General features: G+C 72.0%; 18 protein-coding genes. 13 read left to right on the top strand and 5 right to left on the bottom strand.

Features of this window, described 5'->3' with window-relative positions; genetic code table 11:
• Window positions 1-43: 43 nt before the first annotated feature.
• Together ACFQGL_RS20415 and ACFQGL_RS20410 are read left to right on the top strand one after the other, a co-directional pair.
• Window positions 44-1,279 (top strand): LCP family protein, encoded by a 1,236-nt coding sequence (locus tag ACFQGL_RS20415; RefSeq protein ID WP_377513768.1) that lies wholly within the window; start codon window positions 44-46, stop codon window positions 1,277-1,279.
• A gap of 210 nt (window positions 1,280-1,489) precedes the next feature.
• Window positions 1,490-2,743, top strand: coding sequence for an LCP family protein (locus ACFQGL_RS20410; protein ID WP_377513767.1), 1,254 nt, complete (start codon window positions 1,490-1,492; stop codon window positions 2,741-2,743).
• Window positions 2,744-2,878: 135 nt separating this feature from the next.
• Here ACFQGL_RS20410 and ACFQGL_RS20405 read toward each other — a convergent pair whose 3' ends face one another.
• The gene (locus ACFQGL_RS20405; RefSeq protein WP_377513766.1) at window positions 2,879-3,025 is read right to left on the bottom strand and encodes a hypothetical protein; all 147 of its coding nucleotides are present in this window, start codon (window positions 3,023-3,025) and stop codon (window positions 2,879-2,881) included.
• Here ACFQGL_RS20405 and ACFQGL_RS20400 point away from each other — a divergent pair.
• The 6 genes from ACFQGL_RS20400 to ACFQGL_RS20375 all read left to right on the top strand — a co-directional run bounded on the left by ACFQGL_RS20400 (window position 3,014) and on the right by ACFQGL_RS20375 (window position 8,047).
• Entirely contained in the window at window positions 3,014-3,916 is a 903-nt protein-coding gene (locus tag ACFQGL_RS20400) for an LCP family protein (protein WP_377513765.1), read from the top strand. The two genes, ACFQGL_RS20405 and ACFQGL_RS20400, sit on opposite strands and share 12 nt — an antisense overlap.
• Window positions 3,917-3,974: 58 nt before the next feature.
• The gene (locus tag ACFQGL_RS20395; RefSeq protein WP_377513764.1) at window positions 3,975-4,310 is read left to right on the top strand and encodes a rhodanese-like domain-containing protein; all 336 of its coding nucleotides are present in this window, start codon (window positions 3,975-3,977) and stop codon (window positions 4,308-4,310) included.
• A 10-nt stretch (window positions 4,311-4,320) separates the two neighbouring features.
• Window positions 4,321-5,109, top strand: coding sequence for a glycerophosphodiester phosphodiesterase (locus tag ACFQGL_RS20390; protein WP_377513763.1), 789 nt, complete (start codon window positions 4,321-4,323; stop codon window positions 5,107-5,109).
• A gap of 56 nt (window positions 5,110-5,165) precedes the next feature.
• Window positions 5,166-6,620, top strand: a complete 1,455-nt coding sequence (locus ACFQGL_RS20385; protein WP_377513762.1) for a PAS domain-containing sensor histidine kinase — start codon at window positions 5,166-5,168, stop codon at window positions 6,618-6,620.
• Between the two features lie 61 nt (window positions 6,621-6,681).
• Complete coding sequence (locus ACFQGL_RS20380) at window positions 6,682-7,098, top strand: ATP-binding protein (protein ID WP_377513800.1); 417 nt, start codon at window positions 6,682-6,684, stop codon at window positions 7,096-7,098.
• A gap of 61 nt (window positions 7,099-7,159) precedes the next feature.
• Window positions 7,160-8,047 (top strand): DUF5926 family protein, encoded by an 888-nt coding sequence (locus ACFQGL_RS20375; protein WP_377513761.1) that lies wholly within the window; start codon window positions 7,160-7,162, stop codon window positions 8,045-8,047.
• Between the two features lie 34 nt (window positions 8,048-8,081).
• Here ACFQGL_RS20375 and ACFQGL_RS20370 read toward each other — a convergent pair whose 3' ends face one another.
• Window positions 8,082-9,305, bottom strand: a complete 1,224-nt coding sequence (locus ACFQGL_RS20370; RefSeq protein ID WP_377513760.1) for an arginine deiminase — start codon at window positions 9,303-9,305, stop codon at window positions 8,082-8,084.
• A gap of 163 nt (window positions 9,306-9,468) precedes the next feature.
• Between ACFQGL_RS20370 and ACFQGL_RS20365 the strand changes: the two genes are divergently transcribed.
• From ACFQGL_RS20365 to pheA, 5 genes are all read left to right on the top strand, one after another.
• Window positions 9,469-10,209 (top strand): hypothetical protein, encoded by a 741-nt coding sequence (locus tag ACFQGL_RS20365; protein ID WP_377513759.1) that lies wholly within the window; start codon window positions 9,469-9,471, stop codon window positions 10,207-10,209.
• Between the two features lie 168 nt (window positions 10,210-10,377).
• Entirely contained in the window at window positions 10,378-10,836 is a 459-nt protein-coding gene (locus ACFQGL_RS20360) for a hypothetical protein (RefSeq protein ID WP_377513758.1), read from the top strand.
• Between the two features lie 65 nt (window positions 10,837-10,901).
• Window positions 10,902-11,291, top strand: a complete 390-nt coding sequence (locus ACFQGL_RS20355) for an ACT domain-containing protein (RefSeq protein WP_377513757.1) — start codon at window positions 10,902-10,904, stop codon at window positions 11,289-11,291.
• Between the two features lie 198 nt (window positions 11,292-11,489).
• On the top strand, window positions 11,490-11,996 hold the full coding sequence (locus tag ACFQGL_RS20350) for a hypothetical protein (RefSeq protein ID WP_377513799.1): 507 nt from the start codon (window positions 11,490-11,492) through the stop codon (window positions 11,994-11,996).
• Between the two features lie 10 nt (window positions 11,997-12,006).
• Window positions 12,007-12,963, top strand: coding sequence for a prephenate dehydratase (pheA, locus tag ACFQGL_RS20345; protein ID WP_377513756.1), 957 nt, complete (start codon window positions 12,007-12,009; stop codon window positions 12,961-12,963).
• Window positions 12,964-13,012: 49 nt separating this feature from the next.
• On the opposite strand, the gene ACFQGL_RS20340 is transcribed toward pheA, so the two are convergent.
• The 3 genes from ACFQGL_RS20340 to ACFQGL_RS20330 form a co-directional block, all read right to left on the bottom strand.
• Window positions 13,013-13,735 (bottom strand): AIM24 family protein, encoded by a 723-nt coding sequence (locus ACFQGL_RS20340; RefSeq protein WP_377513755.1) that lies wholly within the window; start codon window positions 13,733-13,735, stop codon window positions 13,013-13,015.
• Between the two features lie 117 nt (window positions 13,736-13,852).
• Window positions 13,853-14,200 carry a metallopeptidase family protein gene (locus ACFQGL_RS20335; protein ID WP_377513798.1) on the bottom strand — a complete coding sequence of 116 codons (348 nt, stop codon included), beginning with the start codon at window positions 14,198-14,200 and terminating at the stop codon, window positions 13,853-13,855.
• Window positions 14,201-14,352: 152 nt separating this feature from the next.
• Window positions 14,353-14,784 (bottom strand): OsmC family protein, encoded by a 432-nt coding sequence (locus ACFQGL_RS20330; RefSeq protein ID WP_377513754.1) that lies wholly within the window; start codon window positions 14,782-14,784, stop codon window positions 14,353-14,355.
• Between the last annotated feature and the right edge of the window lie 16 nt (window positions 14,785-14,800).

Raw genomic sequence — 14,800 nt, 5'->3', positions numbered from 1 at the left:
CACCTGAAGGCGGTAGTGGCCTCCGCTACGTACCCTGAGTTACATGTCAGCGACCTCGTCTGCCGGCGCCCCGTACCCGTATCTGCACCGCAGCACCGGGCGCGCCTCGGTGCCCGGCCCCGACCGGAGCGCCTCCGGCCGTGCCCGTCCGACCGAGGCGCAGTGGTACCCGTCGCCCGACGAGGAGCGGCCGAGTCCCGGCGGCCCGTCGGGTCCGGTACGGCCGGGCGGCCCGACCGGCCCGGGCGGCCCGGGTGGCGGCGGTCGGCCGCGCCGGCGGCCACGCTGGGGTCGGATCGGCCTGGTGGCCGGGATCGCGGTGCTGGTGCTGGGGTTGCTCGGCGGCATCGGCGCCTGGCTGTACGCCCGCAACCTCGACGGTGACCTGGCCCGGACCGATCCGTTCGCGGAGATCACCGGCGGTCGGCCGGCCAAGACTGTCGACGGTGCGCTGAACATCCTGCTGGTCGGTAGCGACTCCCGGGACCCGGACGCACCGGTCGACACGAAGAGCCAGTGGCGGGCCGACACGATCATCGTGATGCACATCCCGGCCGACCACCAGGAGGCCTATCTGGTCTCCATCCCGCGTGACCTCTACGTGCCGATCCCGAAGAGCGCGGGCGCGGACTGCGGCTCCGGCCAGCGCGCGAAGATCAACGCGGCGTTCGCGTTCGGCGGGCTGCCGCTGGCGGTCCGCACCGTGGAGTGCTTCTCCGACGTCCGGATCGACCACGTGATGGCGATCGACTTCGCCGGCTTCAAGCAGGTCACCGACGCTCTCGGTGGGGTCGACCTCAAGGTGGAGCGGACCATCACGTCGATCCACAAGCCGTACCGGACGTTCACCAAGGGCACCAACCACATGGACGGCACGGAGGCGCTGGACTGGATCCGGCAGCGCAAGCAGTTCCCGGACGGGGACTTCGCCCGGATGCGGCACCAGCAGGAGTTCCTCCGGGCGCTGCTGGACAAGGCGGCGAGCACCGGCACGCTGGCCAACCCCAAGAAGCTCAACGACTTCCTCCAGTCGGTGACGGCGGCCGTGACCGTCGACCAGGGCTTCTCGGTGACCGACATGGCGCTGCAGTTCCGCAACCTGCGCGGCCAGAACCTCACCTTCGTGACCAGCCCGAACTCGGGCAGCGACACGATCAACGGTGAATCGGTGGTGGTCTCGGACCGGGAGAAGGCGCTGGCGATGTACCAGGCCATGGCGGCGGACAAGATGGCGGACTGGGTCGCGGCCAATCAGCCGAAGGGCACCGACGGCGGCTGATCGCGCCGGGTGGCGGGCACTGGCGGTACGGCCCAGGGCGAACGGGCCGGCCGTCGGATCGACGGCCGGCCGTTCGGCTCATTGAGCGGCGACGATCGACCGAGGTTGGCGAAATTGGCGTCCGGATTGACCCGGGATGAACTCGCCAAGTCGAAATGATGTCCGTACAGTGGTGCCGCCCCCCTCCTGATCACGCGAGCTGGAGCACGCATGCCGGTTCAGGCCAGCCGTCGCCCTTCGTCCGCCGCGCCCGCAGCGCCCAGCGGACGAGTCGTCGGGCCCATTCCGATGCAGCCGGGCCCCAACGGCGGTGGCCCGGGCGGGCGTCCGCCCGGCAACGGTGGCCGGTCGGGCGGTGGTGGCGGGTCGACGAAGAAGCGGCGCAAGGATCCCCTCTGGGCGCGGTTGACCGTGATCTTCGGTGCCGTGCTGATGCTCAGCAGCGGGGCGGCCATCGTCGGCACCAAGGTGCTGATCGGTCAGGCGACCGGCGACATCGCGCAGCGCAACCTGCTCGGCGAAGCCGGCAAGACCGACGCCGAGGGCGGCGCGAGCCTGGACGGCCCCATCGACATGCTGCTGCTCGGCGTGGACGCGCGCGAGCGCTGGGCCGCCGACAACGTCCGGTCGGACAGCATCATCATCCTGCACATCCCGGCCTCCCACGACCAGGCGTACCTGATCTCCGTTCCCCGGGACACCGAGGCGCAGATCCCGGCCTTCCCGAAGAGCCGTTACCCCGGCGGCACTGACAAGATCAATGCCGCGTTCCAGGCCGGTGCCAGCAACGGCGGCGGCTGGGAGGGTGGCGCCCAGTTGATGGCCCAGACCATCAAGCGGCTCACCGGGGTCAGCTTCGACGGCGCGGCGATCATCAACTTCGGCGGTTTCAAGAACGTCATCGACACCCTCGGCACGGTGCGCATCTGCGTGAGCCACGAGGTCAAGTCGAAGCACATGTCGTTCGTCGACGGCGAGCCGATGTGGAACGCGGACGCCAAGAAGACCGGCAAGCAGATGACCCCGGTGGTGCACAAGAAGGGCTGCCGGGAGATGGAGGGCTGGGCGGCGCTGGACTACGCCCGGCAGCGCTACGGGCTGCCCGGTGGTGACTACGACCGCCAGCAGAACCAGCAACAGCTGATCAAGGCGATGGCCAAGAAGGCCACCGACGGCGGCACGCTGAAGAACCCGGCGAAGCTCCAGCAGCTGATCAAGGCGGCCGGTAAGGCGTTCGTGCTGGACACCGGCGGCGTACCGATCGAGAACTTCATCTTCACCATGCGCGGGGTGACCGCGAACGAGCTGACCATGCTCAAGACCAACAACGGCACCTTCAACGGCAACGAGAACAAGCGCGAGGCGCTGAACGCCGAGACGATGGACATGTTCCGGGCGGTCAAGCAGGACAAGCTGGCCGAGTTCGTCTTCGCCCACCCCGAGATGATGTCCAGCCGCAAGTGACCGCCGCCGGTCGACCTCGCCATTGGGCGACGATCGGCCGGAGGTCGCGGAAAGCCGGCGAACGTACCGTCACGGCCCGTAGCCTGATGTGAGCAGGTTTCACATCTCGGCTGCGGGGAGACGGTCACGTCCAGGTCAGGACGGAACGCGGCGGGCCGGGCCGGCGCGCCCCACACCGCCCGGCCACCTCGTGCCCGCGGCTCCCGGATCCTGCTCGGCGTCGGCCTCACCCTCGTCCTGCTGGCCGGCCTCGCGGTGGCCGGGCTCAAGATGCTCAGCCACCGGTACGACCGCGCGGTGGCCAAGGAGCAACTCCTCGACGCCGACGCCCGCACCGACCGGACCGACCTGGACGGGGCGCTCAACTACCTACTGGTCGGCTCCGACCGGCGTCCCGGCGACACCGGCCCGGACCAGCGCTCGGACACCATCCTCATCGTGCACGTGCCGGAGGGGCGGCGGGAGGCGTACCTGGTCTCCATCCCGCGCGACCTGCTCGTCGCCATCCCGCCCGCGAACGGCTTCGGCGGCGGCCAGGACAAGATCAATGCGGCGTACGAGCACGGCGGCGGTGGGGAAGCCGGTGCCCGACTGCTCTCCGCCACCCTGAACCGGCTCACCGGCATCCGGTTCGACGGTGCCGCGCTGATCGACTTCTCCGGCTTCCGGAAGGTGATCGACCTGCTCGGCGGGGTGCAGATGTGCGTGGACACCGAGGTCCGCTCGATCCACACCAACCGGGTCTTCCCCACCGGCTGCCAGCAGATGGACGGTGCGCAGGCGCTGGACTACGTACGGCAGCGCTACAACCTGCCCGGCGGCGATTACGACCGACAGCACCACCAGCAACAACTGCTCCGGGCGATGCTGGACCGCGCCGGCCAGTCCGACCTGCGCAGCAACCCGGTCAAGCTGGACCGGGTACTCCGGGCGGTCGGCGGCTCGCTCACCGTCGACACCAACGGCGTACCCCTGGAGGACCTGCTCCTCGCGCTGCGCGCGCTGCCGGCCGACGGGATGCGCGGCGTCCAGGTGCCCTCGTCCCCGCAGACCATCGACGAGGTCTCCTACGTGGTACTGGACAACGGGGGCAACGGGCTCTTCGAGGCCGTCCGCGACACGCGGGTGTCGGACTGGGCGCAGGCCAACCCGCGCTGGGTGACCCGGTTGTGACCGTGCCGACGGCCGGGTCGGTGTCGATCCGGCCGGCGAGGATCTAGTGTTGCTTCCTGTGTTCGGACCCCAGGTTCCCACCATGCCCGTGACCGAGATCGCCGACGACACCTACCTGCTCGACGTCCGCGAGGACGACGAGTGGGCCGCCGGCCATGCTCCCAACGCCCACCACCTGCCGATGATGGAACTGCCGGCTCGGCTGGCCGAGGTGCCCACCGACCGGGACGTGACGGTCATCTGCCGCTCCGGCGGACGCTCCGCCCAGGTCGTCGCCTACCTGGTCAACAACGGCTGGGAGCAGGTACGCAACGCCGACGGCGGGATGCGCCAGTGGGCGGCCGTCGGGCGGCCGGTGGTCGGCGCGGACGGGCAGCCCGGCCGGGTCATCTGAGGCGGCGGGGATGGGCGGACCTCTGGTCTTCGCGCACCGCGGCGCCTCGTACGACCTTCCGGAGCACACCCTCGCCGCCTACCTGCGCGCCCTCGACGAGGGTGCCGACGGCCTGGAGTGCGATGTCCGGCTGACCCGCGACGGGCACCTGGTCTGCGTACACGACCGGCGGCTGGATCGCACCAGCAACGGTCGCGGCCTGGTCAGTGCCCGTACCCTCGCCGAGCTGGAGGCCCTCGACTTCGGCTCGTGGCATCCGGGCAGCGCGTCGAGCGGTGACGTGCCCCCGGACGAGTCGCACACCCGGCTGCTGACCCTGGCCCGGCTGCTGGACGCGGTGCTGGCCGCCGGCCGACCGGTCCGGCTGCTGGTCGAGACGAAGCACCCGTCCCGCTACGGCTCGAACGTCGAGCGGCGGCTGGTCGCCCTGCTGCGCCAATACGGGCTGGCCGATCCGGTGCCGGGCGCTCCGGTCCAGGTCACCGTCATGTCGTTCTCCCCGCTGGCGGTCCGGCGGGTCCGCGAGCTGGCCCCGACGCTGCCCACGGTGCTGCTGCTGGAGGTGCTGCCGCCCTGGCTGCGGCTCGGCCGGCTGCCCTTCGGCGCCCGCATCGCCGGGCCCGGCATCGGCCTGGTCCGGGCCCGCCCGCAACTGCTGCCCGCACTGCGCGCGGCCGGCAACGAGGTATACGTGTGGACGGTGAACGACCCGGCGGACCTGGAACTGGTGCTGGCCGCCGAGGTCGACGGCATCATCACCGATCGGCCGGCGCACGCCCTGGCCCGGCTGGACCGCTGAGGGGTACCGGCCGGGCGGGGGTGCCCAAAACCGGGTCGCCGGGGCAGACTCGGCACATGCCGGAGCGTATCGATTTCCCCGCTCTCATCGCCGGCCACACCGTGGTCATCGAGATGATCAATTCCGGGGACTCGGGGTTGCCGGTCCTCACCCAACTGCTCCGGGTGGCCCAGCCCGCGCTCGGCGCGGCCGGCATGGCGTTCGCCGAGTTCGGCCCCGCCGGCGGCCGGGTGATCGCCGCTACCGGTGCCGCGGAATGGACCCTCGGTCGCCCGCTTGCCGCCGACGATCCGGACACCGTCTGTCTGCTCTCCGGCCCCCGGGTCAGTCAGGTCCGGGTCGGCCATCTCACCGGCAAGCTCGCCGACGAGCTGGCCGGTTGCGGACTGCGCTGGATGGCGGTCTCCCGAGCCGAGATCGGCGGGCACACCGTCGGCAGCCTGCACGCGGTCTACGCGGACGACGACGAACCGGGTGCCGAGCAGCAGGGGGTGATCGCCTACCTGGCCTCCTGCGTCGCGCACATGTACGGCGACCAGAGCGGGCTGCCGGTGCACGGCGACGGGCCGGTGGTGGCGGCGCTCGCCGACGGGTTGGCCGTGGTCGACCGGGACGGCTACGTCCGGCTCTGGAACCCGGCCGCCGCCCAGGTCACCGGTCGGGCATCGGAGCAGGCACTGAGTCGTCAGCTGCCGTTCCCGCTGCCGCCGTCCGGTCAGGTCCGCGACCACCGGCTGCCGGACGGGCGCTGGCTGCGGATCACCTCCGGTGAGCTGCCCGGCCCGGGCAGCCTGCGGGTGGTCACCTTCCGCGACATCACCGACCAGCAGCGCCGGGACCACGACCGCGAGCTGTTCGTCGCGGTGACCAGCCACGAGCTGCGCACGCCGGTCACGGTGATCAAGGGGTACGCGGACACCCTCACCGACCACTGGGAGTCGTTGACCGACTCCGACCGGCGGCAGGCCGCCCGGGTGATCGGGCAGCGCGCCAACGAGCTGGCCCGATTGGTCGACCGGCTGCTCTCCTCGGCCGCCGAGGCGGGGCCGGGGGACGAGCCGCCCACGCCGTTCGACCTGGGCGACGCGCTGCGCCACGCGGTCGTCGACCTGCCGGCGGAGCTGCGTCGCCGGCTGGTGCTCCGCCTCCCTGCCGACCTGCCCAAGGCGCTCGGCCACCGGCCCAGCCTGGCCACCGTACTGACCGAGCTGGCGACCAACGCCGGCAAGTACTCGGCACCGGACTCGCCGATCGAGATCACCGCCGGGGTCGACGGGCAACTGGTGGCGCTCCGGGTCAGCGACCGGGGCATCGGCATCCGATCGGAGCACGTGGAGCGGGCGTTCGACCGGTTCTGGCAGGGCGAGTCCGGCGACCGACGCGGCTATCCGGGAGCGGGGCTCGGCCTCTATCTCGTCCGCCGGATCGTTGAACAGCAGAATGGATGGGTATCCCTACGTCCGAGGACCGGCGGCGGTACGGTCGCAGAGGTGCGGCTACCGCGCGGTTGACCGGCGGTGACGCGACGTGGAGGCGACGGTGGCAGCGGCAGCGAGGGAACGGGCATGGTGCGTGGTGGTCCCCCACCACCCCGCTGGCGCGCGGCTGGCCCGGCACCGGCTCGCCAGCGATCTGGCGGACGTCGTACCCCCGACGCTTCTTGCGGATCTGATCGCGGTGCTCGCCGAGTTGGTGGGCAACGCGGTGCGGCACGCCCGGCCGCTGCCCGGCGGGGTGGTCCGGGTGGCCTGGCGGTTGCGGCCCTCGGCCGACGGGCCGCGGATCCAACTGCGGGTGACCGACGGTGGCGCGGGCGCCGGGCCGCGGATCCGGGCGGCCACCCCCGACTCGGCGGACGGGCGGGGCCTGCACATCGTGGCCGGCCTGGCCACCCGCTGGGGCGTCGAGCGGGACGGGCTGGGCCAGCGCGTCTGGGCGGAGTTCGATCCGGCGCCGACGCCCCGTTCCGACCTGGTGGCGGCGGGCTGAGCGACGGCTCGGGGCGGGTCCCGGCCACGGCGAGCCCGTCGGGCCTCTAGGCTGTGACGCCGTGAGCAAGCGTCGAAAGAGCCAGCGCAGCGCAGCCGACACCGCCCCCCGGCGGGACAAGGTGCGGGACATCTTCGTACCGCGACCATTCGAGGGGCTCATCGACGAGCCCGAGTGGATCGCGTTGCGGGAACTGGTGCCCGCCGCCTCCGCGCCGCTGCGGCTGGCGCCCGCCCTGGTCGAGGAATTCGGTGACCGGCCGGCGACGCTGGCCACGGTGCTGCCGATGGCCGCGCCGGCGATGACCAAGCCGGACGGCCGGGTGCTGATCGGTCTGCAGCGTCACCAGCAGTCCGGCGACGTCTCCAGGGACCTCGCCGAGGCGCTGCTCTGCGCGCTGCGGACCGAGCCGGGCGGCCAGGTGGCGGTGCCACCGCTGCCCGGCCCCGGCCCCCGGTTGCAGGACGTCCTGGTGGACGGCCCGCTGGAGATCACCATGCATGAAGGGTTCGAGTTCTGGCTCGACCCCGGCGCCGCGGACGACCCGACCGTGCAGGCGTCGCTGGAGCGGGCGAACGCGGCCATCTACCCGACGGTCCGGCTGACCGCCGCGAAGGCCGCGTACTGGTGTCGGGTGCCGGAGAAGTCGCACGTGCGCTGGGTGTTGCCGGACGACGAGGACGCCGCCCTGGACGCGCTGGCCCGGCTCGGCGCGGCCGGCACGCTGCCGCTCGGCGAGCAGACCCGCTTCGCCGGCATGTTCCGCGCGCACGGCCGGCTGGTGCCGGTCTGGGACCTGCCCGAGGAGACCCCGGCGGCCGACTGGGAGGAGCCGGTGGCGCAGTTCGCCAAGCGGTACGCCGAGGCGCTCAACGCCACCGACGAGCTGGACGCCGCCGGCCGGCGTGCCCGCCAGGGGCTGCTAGGCCGTCAGCTCACCCTGCGCTGAGTGCAAGGAAGGGACCCTTGTTATGCACCAGGCGTTAATAGGGGGCCCTTCCTTTCAGTGGGTCGCGGACGATCGGGCAGGACATACAGCGTGGGCCACCCCGGCCGGAGCCCAGCTCCGAGCCGGCGATCGGGATCACCTCGATGCCGGCCCGCTCCAGTTGGGCGTTGGTCTCGGTGTTGCGCTCGTAGCCGACGCAGAGCCGAGGCGCCAGAGCGAGGGTGTTGTTGCCGTCGTCCCACTGCTCGCGTTCCGCGGTGACCGGGTCCAGCCCGGTGTCGATGACCCGGAGCTGGTCGAGGTCCATCGCGTCGGCGGCGGCCCGCAGGAACGGCGCCGGGCCGTCCACCCGCGGGTCCTCGCCGTCCGCGCCGGCGATCACGGTGTACGCGGAGAGCGTGCTGGCGATGTTGGGATACATCAGCACGGCGTCCACGTCGACCATCGTGCAGACGGTGTCCAGGTGCATGGTGGCGCGCTCCTGGGCGATCGGCACCACCAGGATGGTGTGGGCCAGCCCGGCGGCGAAGACCTGCCGGCCGAGGCGTTCCGCACCGGCCGGAGTGGTCCGCTCGCCCACACCGACCGCCAGCACCCCGGGGGCCAGCAGCAGCACGTCCCCGCCCTCCAGGTGCTCGAGATCGGGCCGGTAGACGAACTCGGTGCCCGCGAAGCGCGGGTGGTGCCGGTAGATCGCGTCGGTCAGGGTGGTCTCCCGACGGCGGGCCGGCATGGCCAGGCTGGTGACACCGACCCGATCGCCGATCCACAGCGATGAGTCCCGGGTGAACAGCAGGTTCGGCAGCGGGTCGATGACAAAATCGTGCCGGTCCATCAGCGTGTAGACCAGACCGCCCGGCCGTTCGGAGCTGATCCGCAGTTCCTCGTGGGCCAGCCCGGCGGTGAGCACGTCGGCCAGCGCGGCCGGGTCCAGGTAGGCGAGATGGTCGGCGACCCGGGCGCGCAGGGTGTCGCCGAGCCGGCGGGACCGGAGCACCTGCTCGGTGAGTTCGGCCCGGGCGTCCTCGACGGCCAGTGTCTCGGCCAGCAGGGTGGCCAGGTAGAGCACCTCGACCCCACGCTCGCGCAGCGCGGCGGCGAACGCGTCGTGCTCCTCCTGCGCTCGGCCGACCCAGGGGATCGCGTCGAACAGGAGCGAGTCGTTGTTGCGGGGGGTGAGCCGGGCCAGTTCCGGGCCGGGCCGGTGCAGCAGTACGGTGCCGAGCCGGCCGACTTCACTGTCGACGTAGTGGGTCACTCCCGCAGCGTAGGGCAGGGTTTGGCGGCATCCGAGAAAAGAACTGTGGATGAATATGGCATTCATCCACAGTCACTCCGGCGCTCCGGCTTGCAGAACACCGGGAGTAGCAACGTAGGGTAGTGAGGACATAACTTCGAGGGACCTTTTGCCGGAGGTCGCGATGACTGTCTTTCCCGCCCGACGAGCCGTACCGACCGCACGGGCACTGCCGCCCGTCGCGGTGCCCCATCCCCGGGTCGACTCCCCGGGGGCGCTCCAACCGGTCCGTCCGACACCGCTCGAATGGGCACGCCGTCGTCGGGCCGAGCGGGGCGCTCGGCGGCTGGAGGCGGCCGGAGCACGGGCGCTGGGCCAGCTCGACCATCTCGGGCCGGCCTGGCACGTGATCGAGTGGCCCCGCACCGATGTGGCGGACGTCCTGCTCGACCGCGACCAGGACGAGCGGGCCGGGTTCCTCGCCATCGGGCCGAGCGGCCTGTTCGCGGTGACCATCGCCGACCACGGCCGGGCCCGCGTGCTCGTCGCCGGGGACGTCGTCCAGATCAACGGCAAGCGGCCTCCGTACGTGGCAGAGGCCCGCCGGGATGCCAAGCGGGCGAGCAAGGCCCTCTCCGACGCGGTGGGGCTGCCCGTTCCGGTGTCTCCGGTGCTGACCTTCGTCGGCTCCGGCGTGATCAGCGTCTACGGCCTGCCGAAGGACTGCATGATGGCCACCCACCGGGAGCTCGACCGGCTCCTCGTGGCCGGTGGCAGCCGGATCAGCCCGGCCACCGCCGAGAAGCTGTCCCGGGTCGCGCAGCACCCCGGCACCTGGCTGAAGGGCACTTACCGTCCAACAGCCGACTACCGGTGGTATGACGAGGGCCGAACGGCCGCTGACAAGCCGGCCAGCCGCCGGTAACGTCACCGGCGACGCCACGCGGCTCCGGTCCCCCCGACCCCACCGGTCACCCGCGCCGTCACCGGCCGCCCCGGTTCGGGCAGCGCGGCTCGGTGACCCCGGTGCGCTCGATGGTTCTGTCGGCGACCCGCTAGCGTGGACAGTCCGTCGGTGTACATAGGAGGCGCGGTGGCCCACGTCGAACTCTCGCTCTCGGAAGTGTTCGTGCCGACGGCGCGGGCCTCGTCCGAGCCGGAGTCCGACAACGTCGGCCAGTGGTCCTCGACGGTCTCCCGGGCCGACGAGCCATGCCTGCTGATCGACGCGGCCACCCGGGTCGTGGCGATCTCCTCGGCCGGCTGCGAGCTGCTCTGCCTCGGCGACCCGGCCGGCCTGGTCGGGCGGCCACTGCTCGACGGTGGGCTGCGCCTGCTGGACTTCACCGCCAACCGGAACGTGCTGACCGAGGCCGAGGTCGACAAGATCCCGCCCCTGCTGGCGCTCACCTCCGGGCGACTCGCCCGCGGGCTGATCCGCGTGCAGGCGGCCTCACCGGACAGCTCCGACGCGACCGTCGACGCGATCTCCACCCCGGTGCTGGCCGACGGTGACGTGGCCGGCTCGCTCACCTTCTTCTCCGAGGTCTGAGCTCCGACGGAGTGTGTACGCGGCGATGTCGGGATGGGTCCGCGCCGAGGCCGTAAGGTGCCCTCATGCTCGATATCGCTCTGCTGCCGGGGGAGTACGCCGTGTGCCGGTTGGCCGCCGGCACCGCCCTGCCGTACGCGCTGTCGAGCGGGCTGGGCCGCACCGACGTGGTGACGGTGAGCTGGACCGCCGACGGGATCTCGGTGATCTGCCCGACCGATCGTGCGCCGGCACAGGCCGTGGTGGAGACCGCGTGGCGTTGCCTGCGGGTCGCCGGCCCGCTGGAGGCGGCCGGCACCGGCACCCTGGCGGCTCTGGTCGACCCGCTCGCGGGAGCCCGGGTCAGCGTGGTCACGTTCTCCACCTTCGACACCGACTACCTGCTGGTGCCGGCCGTCCGGCTGGCCGAGGGCACCGCCGCGCTGGAACGTGCCGGGCACCGCGTCCTCGGCTGAGCTTCACCCGGCCGGCCGCTCCCCCTACGATGGGCTCGGCCACCCGGCCGCCACGACGTTCTCCGAAGTCCCGAGGATCGGCCCGTGCCGTTCACCCCGCCCCGCCGCGCGTACGCCCCACCGCGGGCGACGACCCGCGTCCCACCGGCGCCCCGCATCTCGACGGCGACCCGGCAGCCGCGGCCCGCTACCCGGGTCCTGTCGGCTGCGCTCGCCCTGCTCGCGATCGGGGTGCTGACCGGCTGCGGCGCCCCACCCGAACTCCGCGACCCGGCGACGGTGCCGACCGGCAGTGGCGCACCAACGGCGCCCAGCCCGACCGGCATCCCGAGCAGCAGGCCCACCACACCGCCGACCGGCACCATGTCGGCCACCCCGGACGCCGGGCTGGTCGCCACGGCCTGCCGGAACGGGCCGACCGGGCAACGGGTGGTGCAGCTGCTGCGCGGCCGCGCGGCGGTACTCCCGGACAACGTCCAGGTCCGGGTCCGTACCGGGCCGCTCTGCGCCGCCGACTGGCAGTACACCGTGCTGGAGGTGACCGGGCACGAGGAGCTTCAGGTGGTCACCCGCGGCCGGTCCGCCGGACCCGAGCTGGTCACCGCCGGCACCGATGTGTGCACCATCGAGGTACGGGCCACCAGCCCGGCCGGCATCCGGACACTCGCCTGCGACGCCGGCCCGGTCGTCGGGCCGGGTGCGTAGGCTGAACGGTATGCCGGGTACACCGCCGACACGCTTCGTCTACCTCGGTCCGGAGGGCACCTTCGCCGAGCAGGCCCTGCGCACCGTCCCCGCCGCCGAGCGGGGCAGTCGTACGCCCGCCCGCAGCGTCGGGGAGGCGCTGGACAGCGTCCGAGCCGGCGACGCCGACGCCGCGCTGGTGCCGCTGGAGAACTCCATCGGCGGCGCGGTCGGCGTCACGCTGGACGAAATGGCCGAGGGCGAGCCGTTGGTGATCGTCCGGGAGGTGATCCTGCCGGTCGAGTTCGTGATCGGTGCCCGACCGGGCACCCCGCTCAGCTCGGTCCGCACGGTGGCGGCCCATCCGCAGGCGTCCACCCAGTGCCGGGGATGGCTCCGCAATCACCTGCCCGACGCGGTGGTCGTCGACGTGCTCTCCAACGGCGCGGCTGCCGCTGGCGCCGCCTCAGGCGATTACGACGCCGCGATCTGCGCGCCGATCGGGGCGACCAGGAACCGGCTCGCGGTGCTCGCCGACAAGATCGCCGACCACCCCGACGCGGTGACCCGGTTCGCGCTGGTCTCCCGCCCCGGGACGCCACCGCCACCGACCGGCGACGACCTCACCTCACTCGCGGTGTTCATCGCCCACGACCGGGTCGGCGCGCTGCTGTCGGTGCTGATGGAGCTGGCCGTCCGGGGGGTCAACCTGACCCGGATCGAGTCTCGCCCGACCGGCGAGGCGTTGGGCCGGTACGTCTTCTTCCTGGACTGCACCGGGCACGTCGCGGACGTACGGCTGGGCGAGGCGTTGCAGGGGCTGCACCGGGTCTGTGCCGATGTCCGCTTCCTGGGCTCGTACCCCCGACACCGCTGGGCCCCGACGGCCAGCGACCGACCGGTGCCCGCGCCGGCCGGTCTGTCCGACGTCGACTACGCCGACGCGGCTGCTTGGCTGACCCGGCTGCGTTCCGGCGAGCTGACCTGACCGTACGGTTGCCGGCGCCCCCGAGCCGGGAGCGCCCGCAACCGCCGTGTCAGCTCAGCAGACCGCCGAGCAGACCGCCCTCTTGCTGCTGCGTCCCGCTGCCCATGATCGGCGGCTCCTCGGACGGCTGCACCACCACGAAGCCCTGACCGGCGAAGCTCATCGTGAACGACTCGCCGGTACGTCGACCGAGCAGCGTGCCGAGGCCGAGCTGCTCGGCTCGGTGGTAGCCGGTCTGGAGGTTGGCCGACCAGCAGACCGCCGCCTGCGGGTCGACGTACGTCGGGGCGTCCACGTTGAGCACCACCGGGGTGCCCTTGGTGGTGATGGCGATCCGGCCGTACCCGCTGAACACGCAGTTGAACAGGCCGGACGAGGAGGCCATTCCGGCACCGCCGACCATCCTGATGTCGTACTGCAGGGTCGAGTCGAAGGCGAGCACGCTGGAGCCGTTGATGGAGAGCGCGTCGCCCGGCTCCAGATCGATGATGTGCACGTCCTTGGCCAACTCGGCGAGGAAGACGTCACCCTGGCCGGAGATCTTCATCAGCGGGACGCCCTCGCCGGTGAGCTTCTGCTTGAGGAACTTGCCGAGCCCGCCGGAGCCCAGCGCCTGGAACTGCACCTGCCCCTGGTAGGCGACCATCGACCCGACCCGGGCCATCGCCTCGCCGTTGAGCTCGATCTTCAACATCTTGGAGTTCTGCAGCCGCATGCCGGCCTGTGCGGACTCCTTCTCCAGATTTTCCGCGGAGAACAGCTCGCTGCGCATGAAAGGTGCCTCCTGAAAAGGGTCGCGTTCGCTGCACCGACGGTAGGCGACCGGAGCAACCACGGGCCATCAGCCGAGCGGCGTGGCGGGTCCGGCGCGCGGACCATCGGCGGTCTCTCAGCCCCAGCCCAGCGCGTGCAGTCGTTCGTCGTCGATGCCGAAATGATGGGCGATCTCGTGCACCACGGTCACCGCCACCTCGTCGACGACGTCCTCGTCGCTGTCACAGATGCGCAGGATCGGCCGACGGTAGATGAAGATCCGGTCGGGCAGTACGCCCGAGTAGTCCCAGCCTCGGCTGGTCAGCGCGTGCCCCTCGTAGAGGCCGAGCAGGTGCGGGTCGCCCCGCGGTGGGTCGTCCTCGACCAGGATCACCACGTTGCTCATCAGGCGGAGCAGTTCCTCGGGCACCTCGTCGAGGGCGTCGCCGACCAGTTCCTCGAAGCGCTCGCGGTTCATCTCCACCGGCACGCCACCCATTCTGCCCGATGCCGACCCGACCGACCCGGGTCACGATTCCGCGACCCCGATCGAGGTCCGCGCCTTTACGCCGCGAGCGGCCACCCGGACTGGGCGGCCGCTCGCTGCGGAAACGTCTGGCGTACGGGTCGGCCGAGTCAGGAGGCCAGGCGGGCGGTGAGGGTGATCTCGGCGCCCGGCGAGAGCAGGCGGGAGATCGGGCAGCCGGCCTTGGCGGCCTCGGCGATCTTCTGGAACTCGGCCTCGTCGACGCCCGGCACCTGGCCTACGGTCTCGAGGTCGATCCGGGTCACGGTCGGGCCGGCGTCGGTGGTGTCCAGGTGGACCTTCGCGGTGGTCTCGACCGAGGTGGGGGTCGAGCCCGCGTCGGCGAGGGCCTTTGAGAACGCCATCGAGAAGCAGCCGGCGTGCGCGGCCGCGATCAGCTCCTCGGGGTTGGTGCCCTCACCCTCCTCGAAGCGCGACTTGAACGAGTAGTTGCCGGACAGGCCGCCCTTACCGGTGCGGACAGTGCCCGCGCCCTCGGTGAGATTGCCCTGCCATTGTGCGGAAGCGGTACGGATTGGCATAGCCAGAACGCTAGCG

The sequence above is a fragment of the Micromonospora vulcania genome (genome assembly GCF_042658605.1).
GTDB classification, from domain to species: domain Bacteria; phylum Actinomycetota; class Actinomycetes; order Mycobacteriales; family Micromonosporaceae; genus Micromonospora; species Micromonospora vulcania.
Note: the sequence above shows the minus strand (reverse complement) of the source record. Positions and strands in the feature narration are given on the sequence as shown.

Coding starts and splice junctions, on each gene's coding strand:
- ACFQGL_RS20365 (WP_377513759.1), top strand. CDS start 9,469: ATGACTGTCTTTCCCGCCCGACGAGCCGTACCGACCGCACGGGCACTG.
- ACFQGL_RS20410 (WP_377513767.1), top strand. CDS start 1,490: ATGCCGGTTCAGGCCAGCCGTCGCCCTTCGTCCGCCGCGCCCGCAGCG.
- ACFQGL_RS20355 (WP_377513757.1), top strand. CDS start 10,902: ATGCTCGATATCGCTCTGCTGCCGGGGGAGTACGCCGTGTGCCGGTTG.
- ACFQGL_RS20385 (WP_377513762.1), top strand. CDS start 5,166: ATGCCGGAGCGTATCGATTTCCCCGCTCTCATCGCCGGCCACACCGTG.
- ACFQGL_RS20340 (WP_377513755.1), bottom strand. CDS start 13,735: ATGCGCAGCGAGCTGTTCTCCGCGGAAAATCTGGAGAAGGAGTCCGCA.
- ACFQGL_RS20415 (WP_377513768.1), top strand. CDS start 44: ATGTCAGCGACCTCGTCTGCCGGCGCCCCGTACCCGTATCTGCACCGC.
- ACFQGL_RS20390 (WP_377513763.1), top strand. CDS start 4,321: ATGGGCGGACCTCTGGTCTTCGCGCACCGCGGCGCCTCGTACGACCTT.
- ACFQGL_RS20330 (WP_377513754.1), bottom strand. CDS start 14,784: ATGCCAATCCGTACCGCTTCCGCACAATGGCAGGGCAATCTCACCGAG.
- ACFQGL_RS20400 (WP_377513765.1), top strand. CDS start 3,014: ATGCTCAGCCACCGGTACGACCGCGCGGTGGCCAAGGAGCAACTCCTC.
- pheA (WP_377513756.1), top strand. CDS start 12,007: ATGCCGGGTACACCGCCGACACGCTTCGTCTACCTCGGTCCGGAGGGC.